The sequence below is a fragment of the Streptomyces sp. NPDC002324 genome (assembly GCF_053593335.1).
Genome location: NZ_JBSFCF010000044.1, coordinates 22524 through 38037, shown reverse-complemented (window position 1 = coordinate 38037; position 15514 = coordinate 22524). Strand labels below are relative to the sequence as shown.

Genomic DNA, 15514 nt, shown 5'->3' with positions numbered 1-15514 from the left:
GCGTGGCGCGCGGGGCGGTCACCTCTCGTGTGATGTGAGACACATGCATGCTTCGGAACTCGGCCACTGGCTGCTCCGACTGCTCAATCGGTACGGCGCGATCGAACGACGCCCTACGACGTGACCTGGAGACGCGGTTGATGGACGGGTCCCGGCAAGCCTCCTTATCAGGTGTGGCCGCCCTCCTGCGGAAAACGGCCCCGCCGCCCGCCCTCTGCGGCTTTGTCCTGCTGTTGGCCCTGATCTTCACGGTGTCGTACGCCGGTGCCGCCGCGGGCCCCGTGGCGCCCGGTATGCGCGGCACCAGCACGAGCGGGGACGGTGGCGGAGGGGTGGAGGACATGGGTGACATGGGCGGGATGGGTGGCATGGAAGGCATGACCGAGGAGGGGCGCTGATGAGTGCGGATTCGGTTACCGCGCTGGTGACCACGGATCTGACCGTCGGCGGCACGACCTGCGCGGCCTGCGTCAATCGCGTCGAGAAGAAGCTCGGCAAGCTGGACGGGGTCACGGCGACTGTCAATCTGGCCACCGGTCGGGCCCGGGTGACTCATCCGGCGGACATCGGCCCGACGAACTCGTCGCGACGGTGGAGAAGGCCGGCTACACGGCGGCCCTGTCCGAGCCGCCCAAGAGCATGAGTGAGGAGCAGGAGCCTGCGGACGGTGACGAGTCCCGGGACATGAGGCTGGAGCGTGACCGGCTGGTCGTGACGGCCCTGCTCTCGGTGCCCGTGCTCGTGCTGTCGATGGTGCCCGATCTTCAGTTTCGCAACTGGCAGTGGCTGTGTTTCGCCCTCACCGCACCCGTCGCCGTGTGGGGTTCCCGGCCCTTCCATGTACGGGCGGTACGAGGGCTGCGGCACTCTGCGGCGACCATGGACACCCTGGTGTCGCTGGGCGTGGTGGCCTCCTTCTCCTGGTCGGCCTACGCGCTCTTCCTCGGTGGAGCGGGCGACCCCGGGATGCGGATGCCGTTCTCGCTCGTACCGTCAGCCTCGGACGGGGCCGCGCACATCTATCTCGAAGCGGCCGTCGGCGTACCGCTGTTCGTGCTGGCGGGTCGATTCCTGGAGGCGCGGGCACGGCGCGGGACCGGGGCGGCGCTGAGGTCGCTGGCCCGGCTCGCAGCCAAGGAGGTGTCGGTCCGCGACGGTGACGGTACCGAACGGCTCGTCCCCATCGACGAGCTGAGGGCCGGGCAGGTCTTCGTCGTGCGGCCGGGGGAGCGGGTGGCCACCGACGGTGAGGTGGTGGAGGGCAGTTCCGCCGTGGATCTGTCCCTGGTGACGGGAGAGAGCGAGCCGGTCGAGGTCGGGCCGCGGTCGGCCGTAGTCGGCGGGGCCGTCAACGCCGGTGGGCTGCTGCTCGTACGGGCCACCGCCGTGGGCGCCGACACGCAACTCGCCCGCATCACTCGCCTGGTCACCGAGGCGCAGGCCGGCAAGGCGCGCGCCCAGCGGCTGGCCGACACCGTGGCCGGGGTCTTCGTGCCCGTCGTGCTGGCGCTGGCCGCCACCACGTTCGGGTTCTGGCTGGGTGCCGGGGCCGATCCGCAGGCGGCCATCACCGCGTGTGTGGCCGTCTTGGTCGTGGCCTGCCCGTGTGCGCTGGGTCTCGCGACGCCGACCGCGCTGATGGCGGCGACCGGGCGGGGCGCCCAGTTGGGTGTGCTTGTCACTGGCCCGCAGCCGTTGGAGGGACTTCAGCACATCGACGCCGTCGTCCTGGACAAGACCGGCACCCTGACCACCGGGCACATGAGCGTCGCCAAGGTCACCGCCGTACCGGACGGGCTCGGGCGCGACGCCGTACTGCGGCTGGCCGGTGCCGTCGAGCAGGGCTCGGAGCATCCGCTCGGCCGGGCCGTGACCGCGTACGCCCGGCGGGAGTCGGACGGGCGGCGGCTACCCGACGTGAGCGGGTTCGGCGCGCTGCCGGGGCGGGGAGTGAGCGGCCGGGTCGAGGGACGGCTCGTCGAAGTGCTCGCCCCGGACGACGAGTTGCCCGCCGCGCTCTCGGACGCGCAGGCGGCGACCGAGGCCGCTGCCCGCACGCCCGTGGTGGTACGCGTGGACGGTACGGCCGAAGCCCTGATCGAGATCGGTGACGTCGTCCGGCCCGGCAGCTACCGGGCCGTCGAGCGGCTCCGGAAGCTCGGTGTCCTGCCCGTGCTCGCCACCGGTGACCGCGAGGCGCCAGCCCGGGCCGTCGCGTCCGCGTTGGGCATCGAGGAGGTGCACGCCCGCCGTACACCCGAGGACAAGGCCGATCTCGTACTGGACCTCCAGGAGCAGGGGTACCGCGTCGCGGTCGTCGGCGACGGGGTGAACGCCGCCGCCGCGCTGGCCGGCGCCGATCTGGGCATCGCCATGGGCACCGGTACGGACGTGGCCATCGGAGCGGCCGACGTCACGCTGGTGCGCGGCGACATCGAGGCCCTCGCGGACGCGATCCTGCTTGCCCGGCGCACACTGGGCACCATTCGCGTCAACCTCGTCTGGGCCTTTGGCTACAACGTCGTCACCGTCCCGCTCGCCATGGTCGGCCTGCTCAACCCGATGGTCGCCGCCGCTGCCATGTCGGCCAGCTCCGTGCTGGTCGTCGCCAACAGCCTGCGACTGCGCGCCTGGCAGCCCTCGCCCGCCACCCGGAGACGTACCCGATGACCGGCAGCCCCTCGGCTGCCCGGGCCCGCCCGGAGACGAACCCGATGACCGACCAGGTCCTCTGGCGCCCGACGCGCAGTCGGCTCACCGACTCGCTGCTCACCGCCCTGGCCCCGTCGTCGCCTGCGCCCTCGCCCTCAGCGGCCTGAGCCTGTGGGCCGTGTACGGCAACGCGGGCACCCCGGCCCGTATCGCCGTCACCGACGGCCGGGTGTTCCTGCCCACCGGCGACACCCCGGAGACGGCGGCCTTCTTCCGGATCACCAACAAGGGAGGCTCGGCCGACCGGCTGTTGAAGGTGACCTCCGATGACGTCCAGGGCGCCGGCAGCCTCAGCCGACATCGCATGACCGGCACCAGCTCTGCCGTCAGCGGGACGGTGGCCTCGGTCGCCGTCCCGGCCGGTGGCACCCTCACCATGTCTCCGACCGGCCTCGACGTGATCCTTCCGGCGAACGCGGACTGGAAGGTCGGCGACCTCGTCGACTTCACGCTGCACTTCGAGCACAGCGGGGCCGTGCGGGCCCTCGCGGTCGTGGATCGTCCGGGTGGGGCCGGGACATGACCCCTCCGTCCTTACCCTTGTGACGTCGGCCGATACGTTCGTCGAGTTTCGGCAGGGTGGTGTGGTCCATATCACTGGCTCGGAGTTGAGTCGTGGGACCGGGCGTTGTGCGTACCCACCTGTGGCGGGCCAAGCCCGAATGCGAGGATGAGCCGTCATGACTGCTGGGTGGTGTGCGCGCACGGTACGGGCCGCGGTGTTCGCGGCCGTCTGCGTGCTGCTCGCCGCCCTCGGCCACGTGCTGATGTCGGGCTCCACCGTGCCGTGGTGGACCATGGCGGCCGGTCTCGTCGGCACGTGCGCCGTCGGCTGGTCTCTGGCGGGCCGCGAACGCGGGCTCCCGCTGGTGGTGTCCGTCGTCGTGCTCGCCCAGGGCGCTCTCCACTCTGCCTTCTCGCTGGTCCAGTCGGTGGCCTCGGCGGACTCCACGCCCTCCTCCACCAGCTCCATGTCCATGGACGCGATGGACCTGGGCCCGATGGGTGCCATGGGCACGGGCCACTCGGCGCACGCGGGGCACTTCGGGCACGTGGCGCATGACATGGGCGGCGGCTCGTCGTCGTTCGGCATGCTCGCCGCCCACGCTCTGGCCGCTCTGCTGACCGGCTTGTGGCTGGCCCACGGCGAACGGGCCGCGTTCCGTGTGCTGCGGGCCATCGCGGGATGGCTGGCCACTCCACTGCGGCTGCCGACTGCCCTGAACACCCCGCCGCCGCACTGGCCGCGCCCGCGGCCGATGCGCGAGCGGGCGGAGCGGGTGCCGCGGCTGACGCTCGCCCACACGATCATTTCTCGGGGGCCTCCGGCCGGGACCGCTGTCGTCTGAGACAGCCGGTTCCCCGAGGCAGTCCCCTTCCTCTCCGCAAGTGCGCCGCGACGTCGGTGCCCGGGGGCGGGGACAGGGACAGGTCTTCGGGCCAGGGCCGTTCACGTCGCAAGGCGTACGGCCCCTTCCCCCACTTCCCTCCCGTTCCGGGATGTTTCCGCGATGGCGCACCACGCGCCCGGCGCGCCAGGTGTGCCGGGGCGCGGTCCAGTTCACCGCCGTGCCCATGCCTGGGCACGTGTGCCGCTGTGTCAGTGCGTGGTCGCGTGCGCCGCGGTGCCGGGTCCCGGACAACCCGAGAAGGACATACAGGTGATCACTCCTGTCCTGGCCGCCCCGCGCGCGATACGCGAAGAGGGGCATCAGCGGGTATCGCACGACGAGTTGTCCACCGCCTGGGCACTGGCCGCCCGTGGAGGTGACCCCGAAGCCGTCGACCGGTTTGTGCGAGCACTGCGTCCCGATGTCGTCCGCTACATCACTTACCTCTCCGCCGACCGTCAGCTTGCCGACGACCTCGCGCAGGACACGTTCCTGCGGGCGCTCGGCAGCCTGCACCGGTTCGAGGGTCGTTCCTCGGCACGCACCTGGCTTCTGTCCATCGCCCGCCGCACGGTGGCCGACAACCTGCGGTACGCCGCCGCGCGGCCTCGCCTGGTCGACGCAGACGACTGGACGATCTCGGCCGAGCGGGCGCGGCCGATCGGGCTGCCCGGCTTCGACGAGGGCGTGGCCCTGCTCGACCTGCTGGACGCGCTGCCCGCCGAGCGCCGTCAGGCGTTCGTCCTCACTCAACTGGCAGGGCTGTCCTATGAGGAGGCCGCCGAGATCAGCGGCTGCCCTGTCGGGACGATCCGCTCGCGGGTGGCTCGGGCCCGGGCGACCCTGATCGAGCTTCTCGCCCAGGCGGATGCCGGCGCGGACGCCGTTGCCGGGGAACCGCACGTTCCCGTCGCGGTGGCCGCGTGACCGTGTGACGAAGGGGTGCCGGTGCTCGCCGCTCGCGCGGGACGCCGGGCATCCCTCCCGGTCCTCCGGCCGACCCCGCTCTCCCGGGGTCACTTCACACTCTCGGTCACCGTCGCCCGGACGACGACTTTCCCGATCTTCCGGAACCACAAGGTGTACGGCACTCTCTGCCCGGCCTTCAGTACGGGTGGGTCCAGGATCACGACCCCGAGTCCGCCCGGTGCCATGCGTACCGCGCCACCCGCAGGGACGTCGACGGCCCAGGCCGGCTCCGTACGCCCCGTCCCGGTCCGGCGGACGGTACGGCGGATGACGCTGACGCCCAGTTCCGCCGAGTCGGAGCCTGTGGGTGCCGCGACGATGCGCGCGTAGCCGACCGTGATCCTGGGCGGCGCGTCCCCGGCCGCACCGGTCGCGGTATAGGCCACCAGCAGGGCCAGCGTGCCGAAGGAGGCGCCCAACGGCGCCACCACGGCTCGCAGTACGTTCGCCGATCGGACCGCGAGGGACGGCGGGTCGTTTCCGGATGGTGTGTTCCGCGACCGGCGCGTCATGCGCTGAGCGTCATGCGCATCGGGCTTCTCGGCTTATGTGTCAGTGGTCGGGGGGCGGGCCAGGGTGGTTCCCGGTCTGTGCCGAGGTGGCCGGTTCCTTGCCGTGGTGGCGGGGAAGGAACTCCACCGAAGCCCGGATCGAACGTGGTTGCGGAACTGCGTGGCCGCGGCCGGCAGGGGTGGTCACGTGCTGGGGCCTGTGCGAGAGCCGAGGGAAGAACCGTCGCGGGGATGGCCGTGGGAAGAAGAGACTGCCGCCCGGTCCGCACACCGTCGTACAGGCGTCGGTGGGGCCTGGCCCCTGACATCTGCCACCCTGGCCGTGCTGGCGGGCGGTTACGCCTGGCTGGGCTCCGTGTTCTGCGGCCTTCTCGGTGCTCTGGTGGGCTGTGTGGCGGGGTTTGTGCTGAGCGGGTTGCTCTCTCTGTTGGTGTCCGGAATGAGCTGCGGTCACTGCGCGGCGAGCGTTACCGATGAGGTGACGCAGGCACTCGGTGTCACGGGCGTAGACGTCGATGTCCGGTCGGGCCTGGTGACCGTACGCGAGAGTCGGTCGACGACCAGGCCGTACGGGCGTCGATCGTCGAGACGGGCTACGAGGTCGCGGAGGTCGTACGGCCGCAGGCTGCGGCCGGAGCCGGACGGCTGAGCCCATTTGTTGCCAACCCCGGTCGCGCCGTGCACATCACCGGCCTGGCCACAGGCTGTGCCCTGCGCTTGAATGCAACCACCACCCCATCGCCATCATGGAGTCTTCAGTGCACCGCCCGACCTTCGCACGCAGCCTGCGCCGTACAGGCGTCCTCACGGCGGCCGCGTTCGCGGTCGCCGTCGTCACCGCCGGCCCGGCCGCGGCCCACGCGGAGGTCGAGGCGGAGGGGGCCCGGGCCCTGGATCAGAACGTCGAGCTGACCTTCCACGCGGCGTCGGAGTCAGGCAACGCCGGCATCAGCAAGCTGGAGGTGATCCTGCCCGAGGGCATCGCCCCCGCCGACATCACCTTCGAAGAGGGCCCGGACGGCTGGAAGTTCGCCACCACCAGCCGGGGCTACACCGTCTCGGGGCCGAAGCTCGCCGTGGGGGAGGACGCCGAGTACGTCGTCACCGTACGGCAGTTGCCCGATGCGAAGTCGCTGGTCTTCAAGACGCTGCAGTCTTACAGCGACGGCCAGGTGGACCGCTGGATCGAACTGGACGACGAGGAGAGTGCGGACGGCCACGGCCACGGCCATCCCGCACCCCGCCTTGACCTGAAGGCCGCCGCCCCCGGCGCGAAGCTCGGGAGCCCCAGCCCCAGCCCTTCGGAAGAGCCCACTACGGGCCCTTCCTCGCCTGAGCCGAGCAACGAGACGCCTTCGGCGGAGCCCGCCGCGGACAGCGCGGAAGAGGACGACGGCATGCCCATCGCCGTTCCCCTCGGCATCGGCGCGGGCATTCTCGTGCTTGGCGGCGGAGCGTGGTGGTTCCGGAGTCGGCGAAGCGAATCTGCCTGAGTGCCGGCTGCGATTCCGGCACGTCCCTGGGCGGGACTGCCGCTGACGACAGCCTGTGTGCCCGAGCTCGGTGGCCGCATTCTGAGCTCTGACGATGCGCTCCTCTGTGGCAGAGGCGTAGACGGGCCCGCCACCGATCCCGGTAGCCGGGCCGTGGTAGGACGGTGGGCGGAACCGGCGCGGGGGTAGGCGCTGCGGCAAGTCCGTTGTCCTCTCTTCTTACTGCCGGGGAGCACACCAAAATGAGTGCGGCCGGTTGCACCCCACCAGCCTCATGACAATCGGCCACTGCATGACGTCGGCAACGTTCAACTTCCGAGGATCGCTTCCCGGGCTGCGCGTGCCCAGATGGCCTGTTGGCGGGTGGTGAGGCCCATCCGGTTCCAGTGGAAGAGGATGTGCCGGGCCAGGATGCCGCGCAGACCGAGCTGAAGGTTGCTCGCGCGTGCCGCGTCTGCGAGGGCTTGGCCGGAGTGCTCCAAGCCGGTCACCCAGTTCCCGAGCGGTGCGAGTGGGCCGTCGGTGAGTGCGGGGCCGGCGTCGAGCGTCAAGAGTCGCCGTACCGGGGCCACTATGCCGCTGACCTGGTCGGGGTGCACGTCTGCGGGCATTGGGCGTCGTGTTTCGACCTGCCCCCATACGTCTCCCTGTTCGCCCCATTCCAGCCCGGCGGCACGCAGCAGCAGGGTGGTGGCGAGGAGGGAGGTCTCATTGGGGCCGGGGAGCCCGCTGGTGCTGTCGGTCACGTGCTGGTGGTAGTCGAGGACTCCGATGCTGTCGGTGTGGAACAGGGTGTGGGCGAGCGTCATGCCGTGCGGGCCGCCGAAGGCGATGGTTTCCGGCTCATATAGGAAGGGCCGCCACCGCTTGGCGAGGCCCAAGGACAGGGTGTTGTCGAGTACTTCGGTGAGGTGCGCGACGGCGTCCTCCGTCCGTGTCCCTGGGCCCGGCTGGACGCGTAGGCGCCAGCAGGGGTGCTTGCGCACGAACCACCATGCTCCGATCGGCCCGGTGTGCAGGGCGGGCAGGAGGTAGGTGCGGAAGGTTCGTTCCGCTGTGGGGTAGTCGGTGAACTCGATGTTCACCTGGTGCCAGCTGCCGAGTTGGGGGTCGAGTGCTGACCGGCCAGCGTCCCGGTAGCGCTCGGTGGCCTTGGCGAGACGCTTGGGCGACGTCTGTGCTCGTTCGGCGGCTTCCGTGAGCGGGGTGCCGGTCAGGACGGCCAGGATGGCCTGCTCGATGGTGCTGCTGTCGGGCAGGTTCATCCCGATCTCTTTCGGTGGCGGGGTCAGATGAGGAGGAGGCAGGCGTCCCAGTCGCTGGTGGGGAGGGTGCCTTCTTGGATGTTCTGGAAGGCGAGGGTCGCGCCGACCGAGCCGTTGAGGAAGCCGGTCTCGGCTGGAGGTTCGGTGGTGAGGAAGCGTTCGCTGAGCTGAGGCAGGTGGTGGACGAAGGCTCGTGGTTCGTCGGCGTCCTGGGCGACACGCTGGACGACGCGGAGCAGGCCGCCGAGGCCGTGGCACAGGCCGCGGCTGGTGAGTTGGTCGAGCTGGGCGGGGTCGGCCAGGCAGTAGAGGAGTGCTCGTTCGGCCATGCGTTTGCGGTCGGGGTCGTTCAGGGCGAGGGCGGCGAGTTGTTGGGCGCGGGCCAGGCCGGGGGTGCCGTAGCACCAGGAAGGGGCGGCCAGGTGTGGGGGCACGGTGGTGGTGTCGGTGATCCAGCGTGGCCAGCGGGTGCCTCGGTGATCGCTTACGCGTATCTGGTCCAGCCAGCGGCAGATCCGCAGCATTGCCTTCTCGTGGCCGGGCACGGTGATGCTGCGGAGTTTGGCGAGTGCGAGGAGGGCGAGGGGGCCGGTGATGCCGTGGGCGAGGCCGGCGTTGGCGTGGCCGCCGGGGGTGGGAGCGCTGAGGTTGACGGGGCTGTGGCTCACCCACCAGCCCAGGCGGGTTCGCCCGTTGGCGGTGTGGAGCGGCTCGGTCAGGCGCACCAGGTAGTCCAGTACGCCCTTTAGTTCGTCGCCCTCGGGGGCGTGGCGTAGGAGGAGGGCGCCGAGGCCGGTCAGGCCGCGCAGGAGGTCGTACTCGGCGAAGGTGGTCGGCTCGCCGCGGTCGATGCGGGCGTGTGCTGCTGTCAGTCGGCGTCGGATGTGGGCGGCGACGATGCGGTCGAGGGTTTGCAGGGCGCCGGTGTACCGGTTGCTGTCGATGGCGGTCCAGTGCAGCACGTACGTCATGGCGGGCGCGCCGAGGAACAGGCCGGTTTCGTTGCCGTCCAGGAGCGGGCCGATGTGGGCGAGTTGCTGATGGGCGGTCTGCCAGGATCCGGTGCCCTGGCGAGCGCGTTCGACGTGGAGCAGGGCGATGCCGAGGGATCCTCGGGCGAGGGACTGCCGGAGGGTGGCGTCCGTGTCCGGGGCGGGCGGGGCGATGGTCACCGCAGGGCTCCTTCTTTTCTTGCGGTCCAGGAAAGGGCGGCGGCGCGGGCCAGGCGGCGGCAGATGGCTTCGCTGTCGGGGGCGATGCCGGCGGCCCGGTTGTGGTGCATGTGCAGGAGGGACGGCAGAACCGCGGCGGGGTCGGCACCGTGCGCGTCGAGAGCCTGGCGGTAGGCAGTCAGGGCGGTGCGGCGCAGGGCCCACGTTGTGACGAGGTGCTCACCGTTGGGCAAGGCTCGCAGGGCCGCGTGGTCGGGGCCCGGGGCGGAGAGGTGGACGGTTGTGGAGAATACGTCGCGGGTGGTGGCTTCGCCGTCGTTCTTCAGGAGGTTCGTCGTGAGCCATGCCCGTCCGTCCGCTGGGGAGCCGAGGAAGGCGTCGGCGATGTCGACGAAGCTGGTGGCGGTGACTGCGGGCCGGAGGCTGTCGGGGATGGGGAGGGCCATCTGTGCGAGGGCGGCGTCGGAGTCTGCGGCGAAGACTTGTTCGGCGGCGTCCAGGGTGGGGCCGGTGCCGTAGCGGCCGGTTTCCGGCTCGTCGGTGTCCCATAGCACGCGTTGGAGCAGGCCCTCGGCACGTAGTGCGTTCGCCCAGGCGGCGACCTGCTGCGCCACTTCGCCGAAGGCGTTCGGGTTCGGGAGGCGGAGTCGCAGCCGGAGGTGGCTGTCGGGGTCGTTGTAGCGGGTGAACCACCACGTCGGTGCGTCGGCGTCCCAGTCGTGGAGGAGGCGCGGGAGGTGCGCGGTCAGCAGTTCGGGTGCCCGGTCGGCGTTGCCGTACAGCTTCAGGTAGGCCCACTCGCCGGCGCCGGGCAGGCGGCTGGAGTCGTGGCGGACGACGGGTGTCGTGCGGTTGATGGGCGCGGGAAAAGGCGGTTGGTCGGAAGCGAAGGACGCGGTGATTTCGTGGGCGCGGCCGACCCAGCCGAACGCTGCCTCGTCGGGCGCTTCGTGCAGGGTCACCGTTCCGTGGCGGTCCAGTTCGGCGCGCAGGAGTTGCCGGTGGGCGCTGACATCGAGGTCGAGGCGGAGCCGTTGGTCGTTGCCGCCGACGTACACGGTGCGGGGCACGCCGTAGCGGATGCGCCAGTCGGTGAAACGGAACATCCAGTCGCGACTGTCGCCGGAGAGGTCCCGTGCGTTCAGCCGCCAGCAGGCGGCGGACAGGATGGTGCGGCCGACGCGGACTTCGGGCAGGAACGGCAGCCGGGCCGCCGCGCCCCAGGCGAAGGGAGTGAGGATGGCAGTGTGGGAGCGGTGCAATTCAGTGACGAAGCGGACGAGGGGGTGGGTGGCGCTGCTGAGTTCCACGGCGTTCATGACCGAGGGCTCGATGAGCTGCCCGGTGGAGAGGGAGAGCAGGTAGAGGCGTCGGGAGTCGGCGACGACACCGAGGTCGTCCAGGACGAGGGTGGCGTCCGGGTTGTACTCGCCGACCGAGAGGACGTGTGGGACGACGACTGGGGCGCGGCCGACGTTGCGGGTCGGGATACGCAGGGGTGGGCTGGAGACCTGTCCGCGTACGGCTCCGGCGGCCAGCGTTGGCAGGGCGGCGTACTCGGCGGTCATCCGGTCGCGGTCCGGCTGGTCCAGCATCGTCAGGAAACGGCCCGTCGTGGTGCCGGCCGCGAGGGACAGACCGGCGGTGACCAGTTCGAACCGGCCGTGCTCCAGGTCTTTCAGTGAGGGGGACAGCACGGTGAAGCACAGTTCGACGTGCGCGGGCACCTGAGTGGGTTCCCCGAGTGACATGGCCTCGATGTCCTCCTCGGTGAGGACGACTTCGCGCCGATCGTTGAGGGCCGCAGACTGGGCGAGAGCGAGGAGGTGCTCGTCGCGGCGGGTCGTGGCCAACACCGGCCGCTTCAGGACCGTGCCGCGGTAGCCGACGGGGAAGCCGAGGCCGGTGTCCGGGTCGGTGAGGTCACGCAGGGGGACGATCGCTCCCATGCTGTAGCGCTCCAGGAACCTTGCGCGATAGTCCTGCCACGCCGGAGAGCCGTTCGGGTACGGCGAGATGCGGGAGATGACCTCCAGGGCACGCTCCGCCTCGCGTGTGATCGCTGTCGGCAGGACGATGTCGCAGTCGGGGCGCACATTGACGACCAGGGTGTGGGTGGTGGTGTCGGTGAGGGTGTTCATTCGCGCAGCCGCCTGGACGCGCAGGGCCTGCTGCTCACCCTGGGCAGCGATGTCGTGCAGGGTGAGCAGCTGGTGGATCTTTCGCAGCTCCTCGGCTGTACCGGCTCCACCTGATGGGGCGGCGGCACCCGTGGCGTCCAGCTGCGCGATGAGATGTCCGAGTGCGTCGTCGCATGTCATGGGGGCGTGGAGGTTCATCAGCAGGACGCGATGGGCGACGAGGCTGGACACCATGTTCTCGATCACCGCGGCCGGCGTATCCGGGTAGTCGCTGTGGAGTTTGGCCACGAGGTCGCTGACCGTGATCGGCGTACGGACCAAGGCGAGCACCGCTTCCATGGCTCGGGTTCGTCGCAGTGTGGTGTCGGTGGGGCCGTTCGTGCCGGACTGGTGCGGTACTGCCACCCGAGTGCCTCGTACCGTGCAGGTCGGATCTGCCACCACGGGCAGGCGCCGCAGCACCTCCGGGTTGCCTTCCAAGGCAGTGATGGCGGCGTTCAACCACTCGGCATCGGCCCGGGCGAAAGCACGGTGCTCTTTCCCCCATGTCACCCGAGCGGTGCCGCCGATGCTCACGGGGGCGGGGCCGGCGAACAGCCCGAACGGTGTGGCGCGGTGCTGCATGCGCAGCAGGTAGCGGGCGAGCGAGGCCGCGGTGCGCCGGACGGAGCGCGCCCGTTGCCGCTCTCCATTGAGCACGTCTCTGACGGCGGCGGCGAGGAGCGGCGCGGCGAACTCGATGGCGGCAGCCCGGGTGTCGTCCGCCCAGACCTCGGCGATCCAGTCGCGCCCGCGTTCGACGTCGGCGGGGATTTCCCCATCCAGGTCGGGCCAAGGAGGAAGCGTCGCCGCCAGCGGGAGGACTGATGCGCGGATCATGCTCGCATCGATTGCGTGGTACATGGCTGTGCCTCCTTCTTCTTCATGGCGGTGCGCGGGGCCGGGTGCGTCGGATTTCGCCCGGCCCCTGGTGGGTCAGCCGCCGATGCAGGTGCTGTTGGTGCAGGCGGACTGGCAGGTGGAGGTGCAGTTGTCGCTGGTGTCGTTCAGCAGCGAGCCGATGACCGGGGCGGAGGCGAGGGTCTCGATGTTGAGGTCGAAGTCCGACCCGGCGGTGGTGGTGCTGTAGTCCGTCGCGGCCTTCAGCGTTGTGGTGGGGTTCTGGGGTGCCATCACGTTCTCCTCACGGGAAGAGTTGGGTGGGATGTGCTGTGCCGGCCTGGCCGGGGCGCCGCCGACGGCGTCACGGCCAGGTGATCGTGACCCGCGTGTGGGGCCGGTCGATGAGCCGGCCCGCGGGAAGCCGGTCGTCCGGCGTGCCCGCCGGGTGGACCTCGATGTGCGCACGCTGGGCCCGGTGGTCGCTGTGCCAGACCTGGATCTCCTCCACCAGGCGGTCCGCGACCTTGCGCGCCTGCGGCCCATGGCCGATCACCCTGAGTTCGTACCGGTCGGGGTCGTCGGTGGGGCGAGCAGTGCGGTAGGCGAAGCTGTCTCCGTCTACCAGCGTGGGCACCCCGATCGGCGACGCGGAGGCAACCAGACCACGTTGTCGCGCGCCGATCTTCGCGGCCATCAGGGGCAGGTTGTCGAGGGCGGTGGTCAGCCACAGGTCCAGGTGCTCGGTGGACTCGTCGCCGGCCACGGTGACGCCCGACCACGCCTCGACGCGGGGCCTGCCCAGGGCCACACTCAGGGCCTTGGCGTCGGGCTCGGGATGTCCGTCGAGGCGGAGGACGATTTCCTCCCCTTCCACGTCGTGGAGCAATACCAGGCGCACGCGGTTCTCCCCGACGCCCTGCATCGGCACGAACCCGCACAGCTCGAACCCGTCACTGACGAGCCGCTCCCTGTCGCGGACGAACGCCACCGTGCGGGTCATGCCACGCATCCTGAGCGGGACAACGAGCCGACCGCCCTCCTTCAGCTGGTGGACCCAGGCGGGCGGGATGTCGGCGGCCTGCACGGTGACGACGATGCGGTCGTACGGCGCGTGGCCGGGCACGCCGTGCTCGCCGTCGGCTGTGATCACCGTGACGATCCGGTCGTAGCCGGTCGCCTTGAGGAAGTCCTCCGCACGCTGGGTGACGTCGTGGTCGATGTCCATCGTGACGACGTGGCCCTGCTCGCCCACCATCTCGGCGAGGTAGGCCGCGTTCACGCCGCCGGAGCCGATCTCCAGGACGTTCATCCCCGGCTGGATATCGGCCTGCTCGATCTGCATGGCCTGGATGCGCGGGGCGGACACCGAGCTGATGTTCACGCCCGTCGGGTCCGTCTTCGTGACCGGGGCGAACTCGGCCTCGTAGGTCTTGGCCATGTCCACTTCGGGGGTGGCCAGGTGCCGGGGTACCGAACGGAACGCGGCCACGACGCGGGTGCTACGTGCAGCACCTAGCTCGATGAGCCGCTTCACCATGGCATCACGCAACTGCTGTTCGGACGCAGGAGCGTTGATGTTCTCGGGCGTCGTGTCGGGAGCGTCGTTCACGGGCATTCTCCTTCTCGGCACTACGTCGTCTTCTTGAACTGGGCCAGCCTGTCTGCGGTGTTGTCAGCCAGGTCAGCGGCGAGTTCGCGCACGTCAAGGGGAAGTCCCTCGTCCTTACTGGCATTGATTCCGGCGCCGACGGCGCCGATCAGGTCGAACAACGTGTCGTCGTCTGGTTCCTCGGTTGCCAAGGCGGCCCTCTCTTCTCGTGGCGGTGCGGCCCACTCCCGCTGTGACCTGTCCTTCTGAGGTTGGGGATACCTCCAGCTCGAACAGCGGGAGCGGGGATTGAAGGCCCGCCCAGGACGCGGCCGTTCTCCTACGCGACGTGGGCGGGCGGTCTGTTGAATGGCACCGTGGTGGGCCACTGGCCGGGGGGAATGGACTGTGCGGAAGCCGGGCCGGCGTTCCTCTGGCGGGCGGCACGCTCGCTCATCGTCCAGTGGAGCTGTTCGAGCCTGAAGACACACCACTGGCAGGCACAGAGAGGAAACGCCGTGCCCGCCACCGCGATCTCGCCCACCTCGGCCACGGGAACGTTCGTCTGCTCGCACCTGAAGCAGCTTCCGTTCGCCCAGTCGAAACGGCTCCACAACTCTCCTGGCCTCACCCCCATGGCGTTCCTTCTGGGAGATGGGGCATCGGGTTGCCGCCGACGAGGGGCAGAAAGGCGACGGGGCGCGCGTGCCACACGAAGGAGTACGGTCCCGCTGCGAGCGGCAGCGTGAAATCCACACCCTGTTGAAGAGTTGAGACAGCGTTCCGCCAGCTCTGGGCACGTCGGTCCACGAGAAGGTCGATGAAGGCTGGCTCAGCGGCCGAGGCGATGACGCGGACTTGAATGCGTGCCCATCGGACAGCCGAAGCGGCGGTCGGCTGCGCGGCACAGCTGATGCGCCGCCCATCCGTATGACGCCACTCGCACCAGAACCCGGACTCAGGCTCGCAGACGGCGCGTGCTGGCGTGGGAGAGGCGTGAAGGAGCACGGGGTGATCAGGGCGCATGGCCGCCTGCCTCCGGGCAGACCCACAGCAGCCGGCGGGTGAGACTGGCGACGTCGCGCATGAAGAAGAAGGCGCTAAAGGCCGGCGTCTCCTTCGTAGGACGCGCTGACAGCTCCAGCAGCTTGTTCGCCCGTCTGACCAGATGCCTGATGTCGGGGTCCTCGTCCGCGCCCAGGTCCACGCGGAGAAGCCGGTTCAGCTGCTCGATGACGGCCGTGGTCCTGATGTCGATGCTCTCGCGGGTGGAGGTGCCCAGCTTCATCCTCAGGGCGGCGTCGGTGCTGTCCGCGATCGGCTCCGTGTCGATGGGCTGGTTGTCGACGGCTGGAGCCTTGCGTCTGTCAGTCACGGTGGTCACCACGC

The 15514-nt window shown here is 70.3% G+C and carries 15 protein-coding genes and 1 pseudogene; 8 read left to right on the top strand and 8 right to left on the bottom strand.

Translation table 11 applies throughout. The features are described from left to right. Positions 1-140 precede the first annotated feature (140 nt). From ACWCRJ_RS37605 to ACWCRJ_RS37580, 6 genes and pseudogenes are all read left to right on the top strand, one after another. The gene (locus ACWCRJ_RS37605) at positions 141-398 is read left to right on the top strand and encodes a hypothetical protein (protein WP_450943493.1); all 258 of its coding nucleotides are present in this window, start codon (positions 141-143) and stop codon (positions 396-398) included. After that, a pseudogene (locus ACWCRJ_RS37600) lies at positions 398-2670 on the top strand (heavy metal translocating P-type ATPase). Before ACWCRJ_RS37605 ends, ACWCRJ_RS37600 begins: the two are co-directional and overlap by 1 nt. Next, a complete protein-coding gene (locus ACWCRJ_RS37595) occupies positions 2667-2819 on the top strand; it encodes a hypothetical protein (protein ID WP_450943492.1) in 153 nt (50 codons plus the stop codon). The pseudogene ACWCRJ_RS37600 and the gene ACWCRJ_RS37595 overlap by 4 nt, the downstream one beginning before the upstream one ends. An 11-nt stretch (positions 2820-2830) precedes the next feature. After that, entirely contained in the window at positions 2831-3235 is a 405-nt protein-coding gene (locus ACWCRJ_RS37590; protein WP_450943491.1) for a copper chaperone PCu(A)C, read from the top strand. A 157-nt stretch (positions 3236-3392) separates the two neighbouring features. Beyond that, positions 3393-4061, top strand: a complete 669-nt coding sequence (locus tag ACWCRJ_RS37585) for a hypothetical protein (RefSeq protein WP_450943490.1) — start codon at positions 3393-3395, stop codon at positions 4059-4061. A 312-nt stretch (positions 4062-4373) separates the two neighbouring features. Continuing rightward, positions 4374-5030 (top strand): sigma-70 family RNA polymerase sigma factor, encoded by a 657-nt coding sequence (locus ACWCRJ_RS37580; RefSeq protein ID WP_450943489.1) that lies wholly within the window; start codon positions 4374-4376, stop codon positions 5028-5030. A gap of 89 nt (positions 5031-5119) precedes the next feature. Here the strand turns inward: ACWCRJ_RS37580 and ACWCRJ_RS37575 are convergent, their stop codons facing one another. After that, the gene (locus tag ACWCRJ_RS37575; RefSeq protein ID WP_450943488.1) at positions 5120-5503 is read right to left on the bottom strand and encodes a copper chaperone PCu(A)C; all 384 of its coding nucleotides are present in this window, start codon (positions 5501-5503) and stop codon (positions 5120-5122) included. A 520-nt stretch (positions 5504-6023) separates the two neighbouring features. Here ACWCRJ_RS37575 and ACWCRJ_RS37570 point away from each other — a divergent pair. Next, complete coding sequence (locus ACWCRJ_RS37570) at positions 6024-6233, top strand: heavy-metal-associated domain-containing protein (RefSeq protein ID WP_450943521.1); 210 nt, start codon at positions 6024-6026, stop codon at positions 6231-6233. 109 nt (positions 6234-6342) lie between these two features. Next, positions 6343-7077 carry a DUF1775 domain-containing protein gene (locus ACWCRJ_RS37565; RefSeq protein ID WP_450943520.1) on the top strand — a complete coding sequence of 245 codons (735 nt, stop codon included), beginning with the start codon at positions 6343-6345 and terminating at the stop codon, positions 7075-7077. A 308-nt stretch (positions 7078-7385) separates the two neighbouring features. On the opposite strand, the gene ACWCRJ_RS37560 is transcribed toward ACWCRJ_RS37565, so the two are convergent. From ACWCRJ_RS37560 to ACWCRJ_RS37530, 7 genes are all read right to left on the bottom strand, one after another. Beyond that, positions 7386-8342 carry a thiopeptide-type bacteriocin biosynthesis protein gene (locus ACWCRJ_RS37560; protein WP_450943487.1) on the bottom strand — a complete coding sequence of 319 codons (957 nt, stop codon included), beginning with the start codon at positions 8340-8342 and terminating at the stop codon, positions 7386-7388. A gap of 23 nt (positions 8343-8365) precedes the next feature. Continuing rightward, complete coding sequence (locus ACWCRJ_RS37555) at positions 8366-9514, bottom strand: lanthionine synthetase LanC family protein (RefSeq protein WP_450943486.1); 1149 nt, start codon at positions 9512-9514, stop codon at positions 8366-8368. Next, a complete protein-coding gene (locus ACWCRJ_RS37550; protein WP_450943485.1) occupies positions 9511-12558 on the bottom strand; it encodes a lantibiotic dehydratase in 3048 nt (1015 codons plus the stop codon). Before ACWCRJ_RS37550 ends, ACWCRJ_RS37555 begins: the two co-directional genes overlap by 4 nt. A gap of 72 nt (positions 12559-12630) precedes the next feature. Further along, entirely contained in the window at positions 12631-12828 is a 198-nt protein-coding gene (locus ACWCRJ_RS37545; RefSeq protein ID WP_359538832.1) for an FxLD family lanthipeptide, read from the bottom strand. A 70-nt stretch (positions 12829-12898) separates the two neighbouring features. Further along, the gene (gene fxlM / locus ACWCRJ_RS37540) at positions 12899-14146 is read right to left on the bottom strand and encodes a methyltransferase, FxLD system (RefSeq protein ID WP_450943484.1); all 1248 of its coding nucleotides are present in this window, start codon (positions 14144-14146) and stop codon (positions 12899-12901) included. A 20-nt stretch (positions 14147-14166) separates the two neighbouring features. After that, on the bottom strand, positions 14167-14337 hold the full coding sequence (locus tag ACWCRJ_RS37535; protein ID WP_172638966.1) for a hypothetical protein: 171 nt from the start codon (positions 14335-14337) through the stop codon (positions 14167-14169). An 803-nt stretch (positions 14338-15140) separates the two neighbouring features. After that, on the bottom strand, positions 15141-15500 hold the full coding sequence (locus ACWCRJ_RS37530) for a hypothetical protein (protein WP_450943483.1): 360 nt from the start codon (positions 15498-15500) through the stop codon (positions 15141-15143). Positions 15501-15514 lie beyond the last annotated feature (14 nt).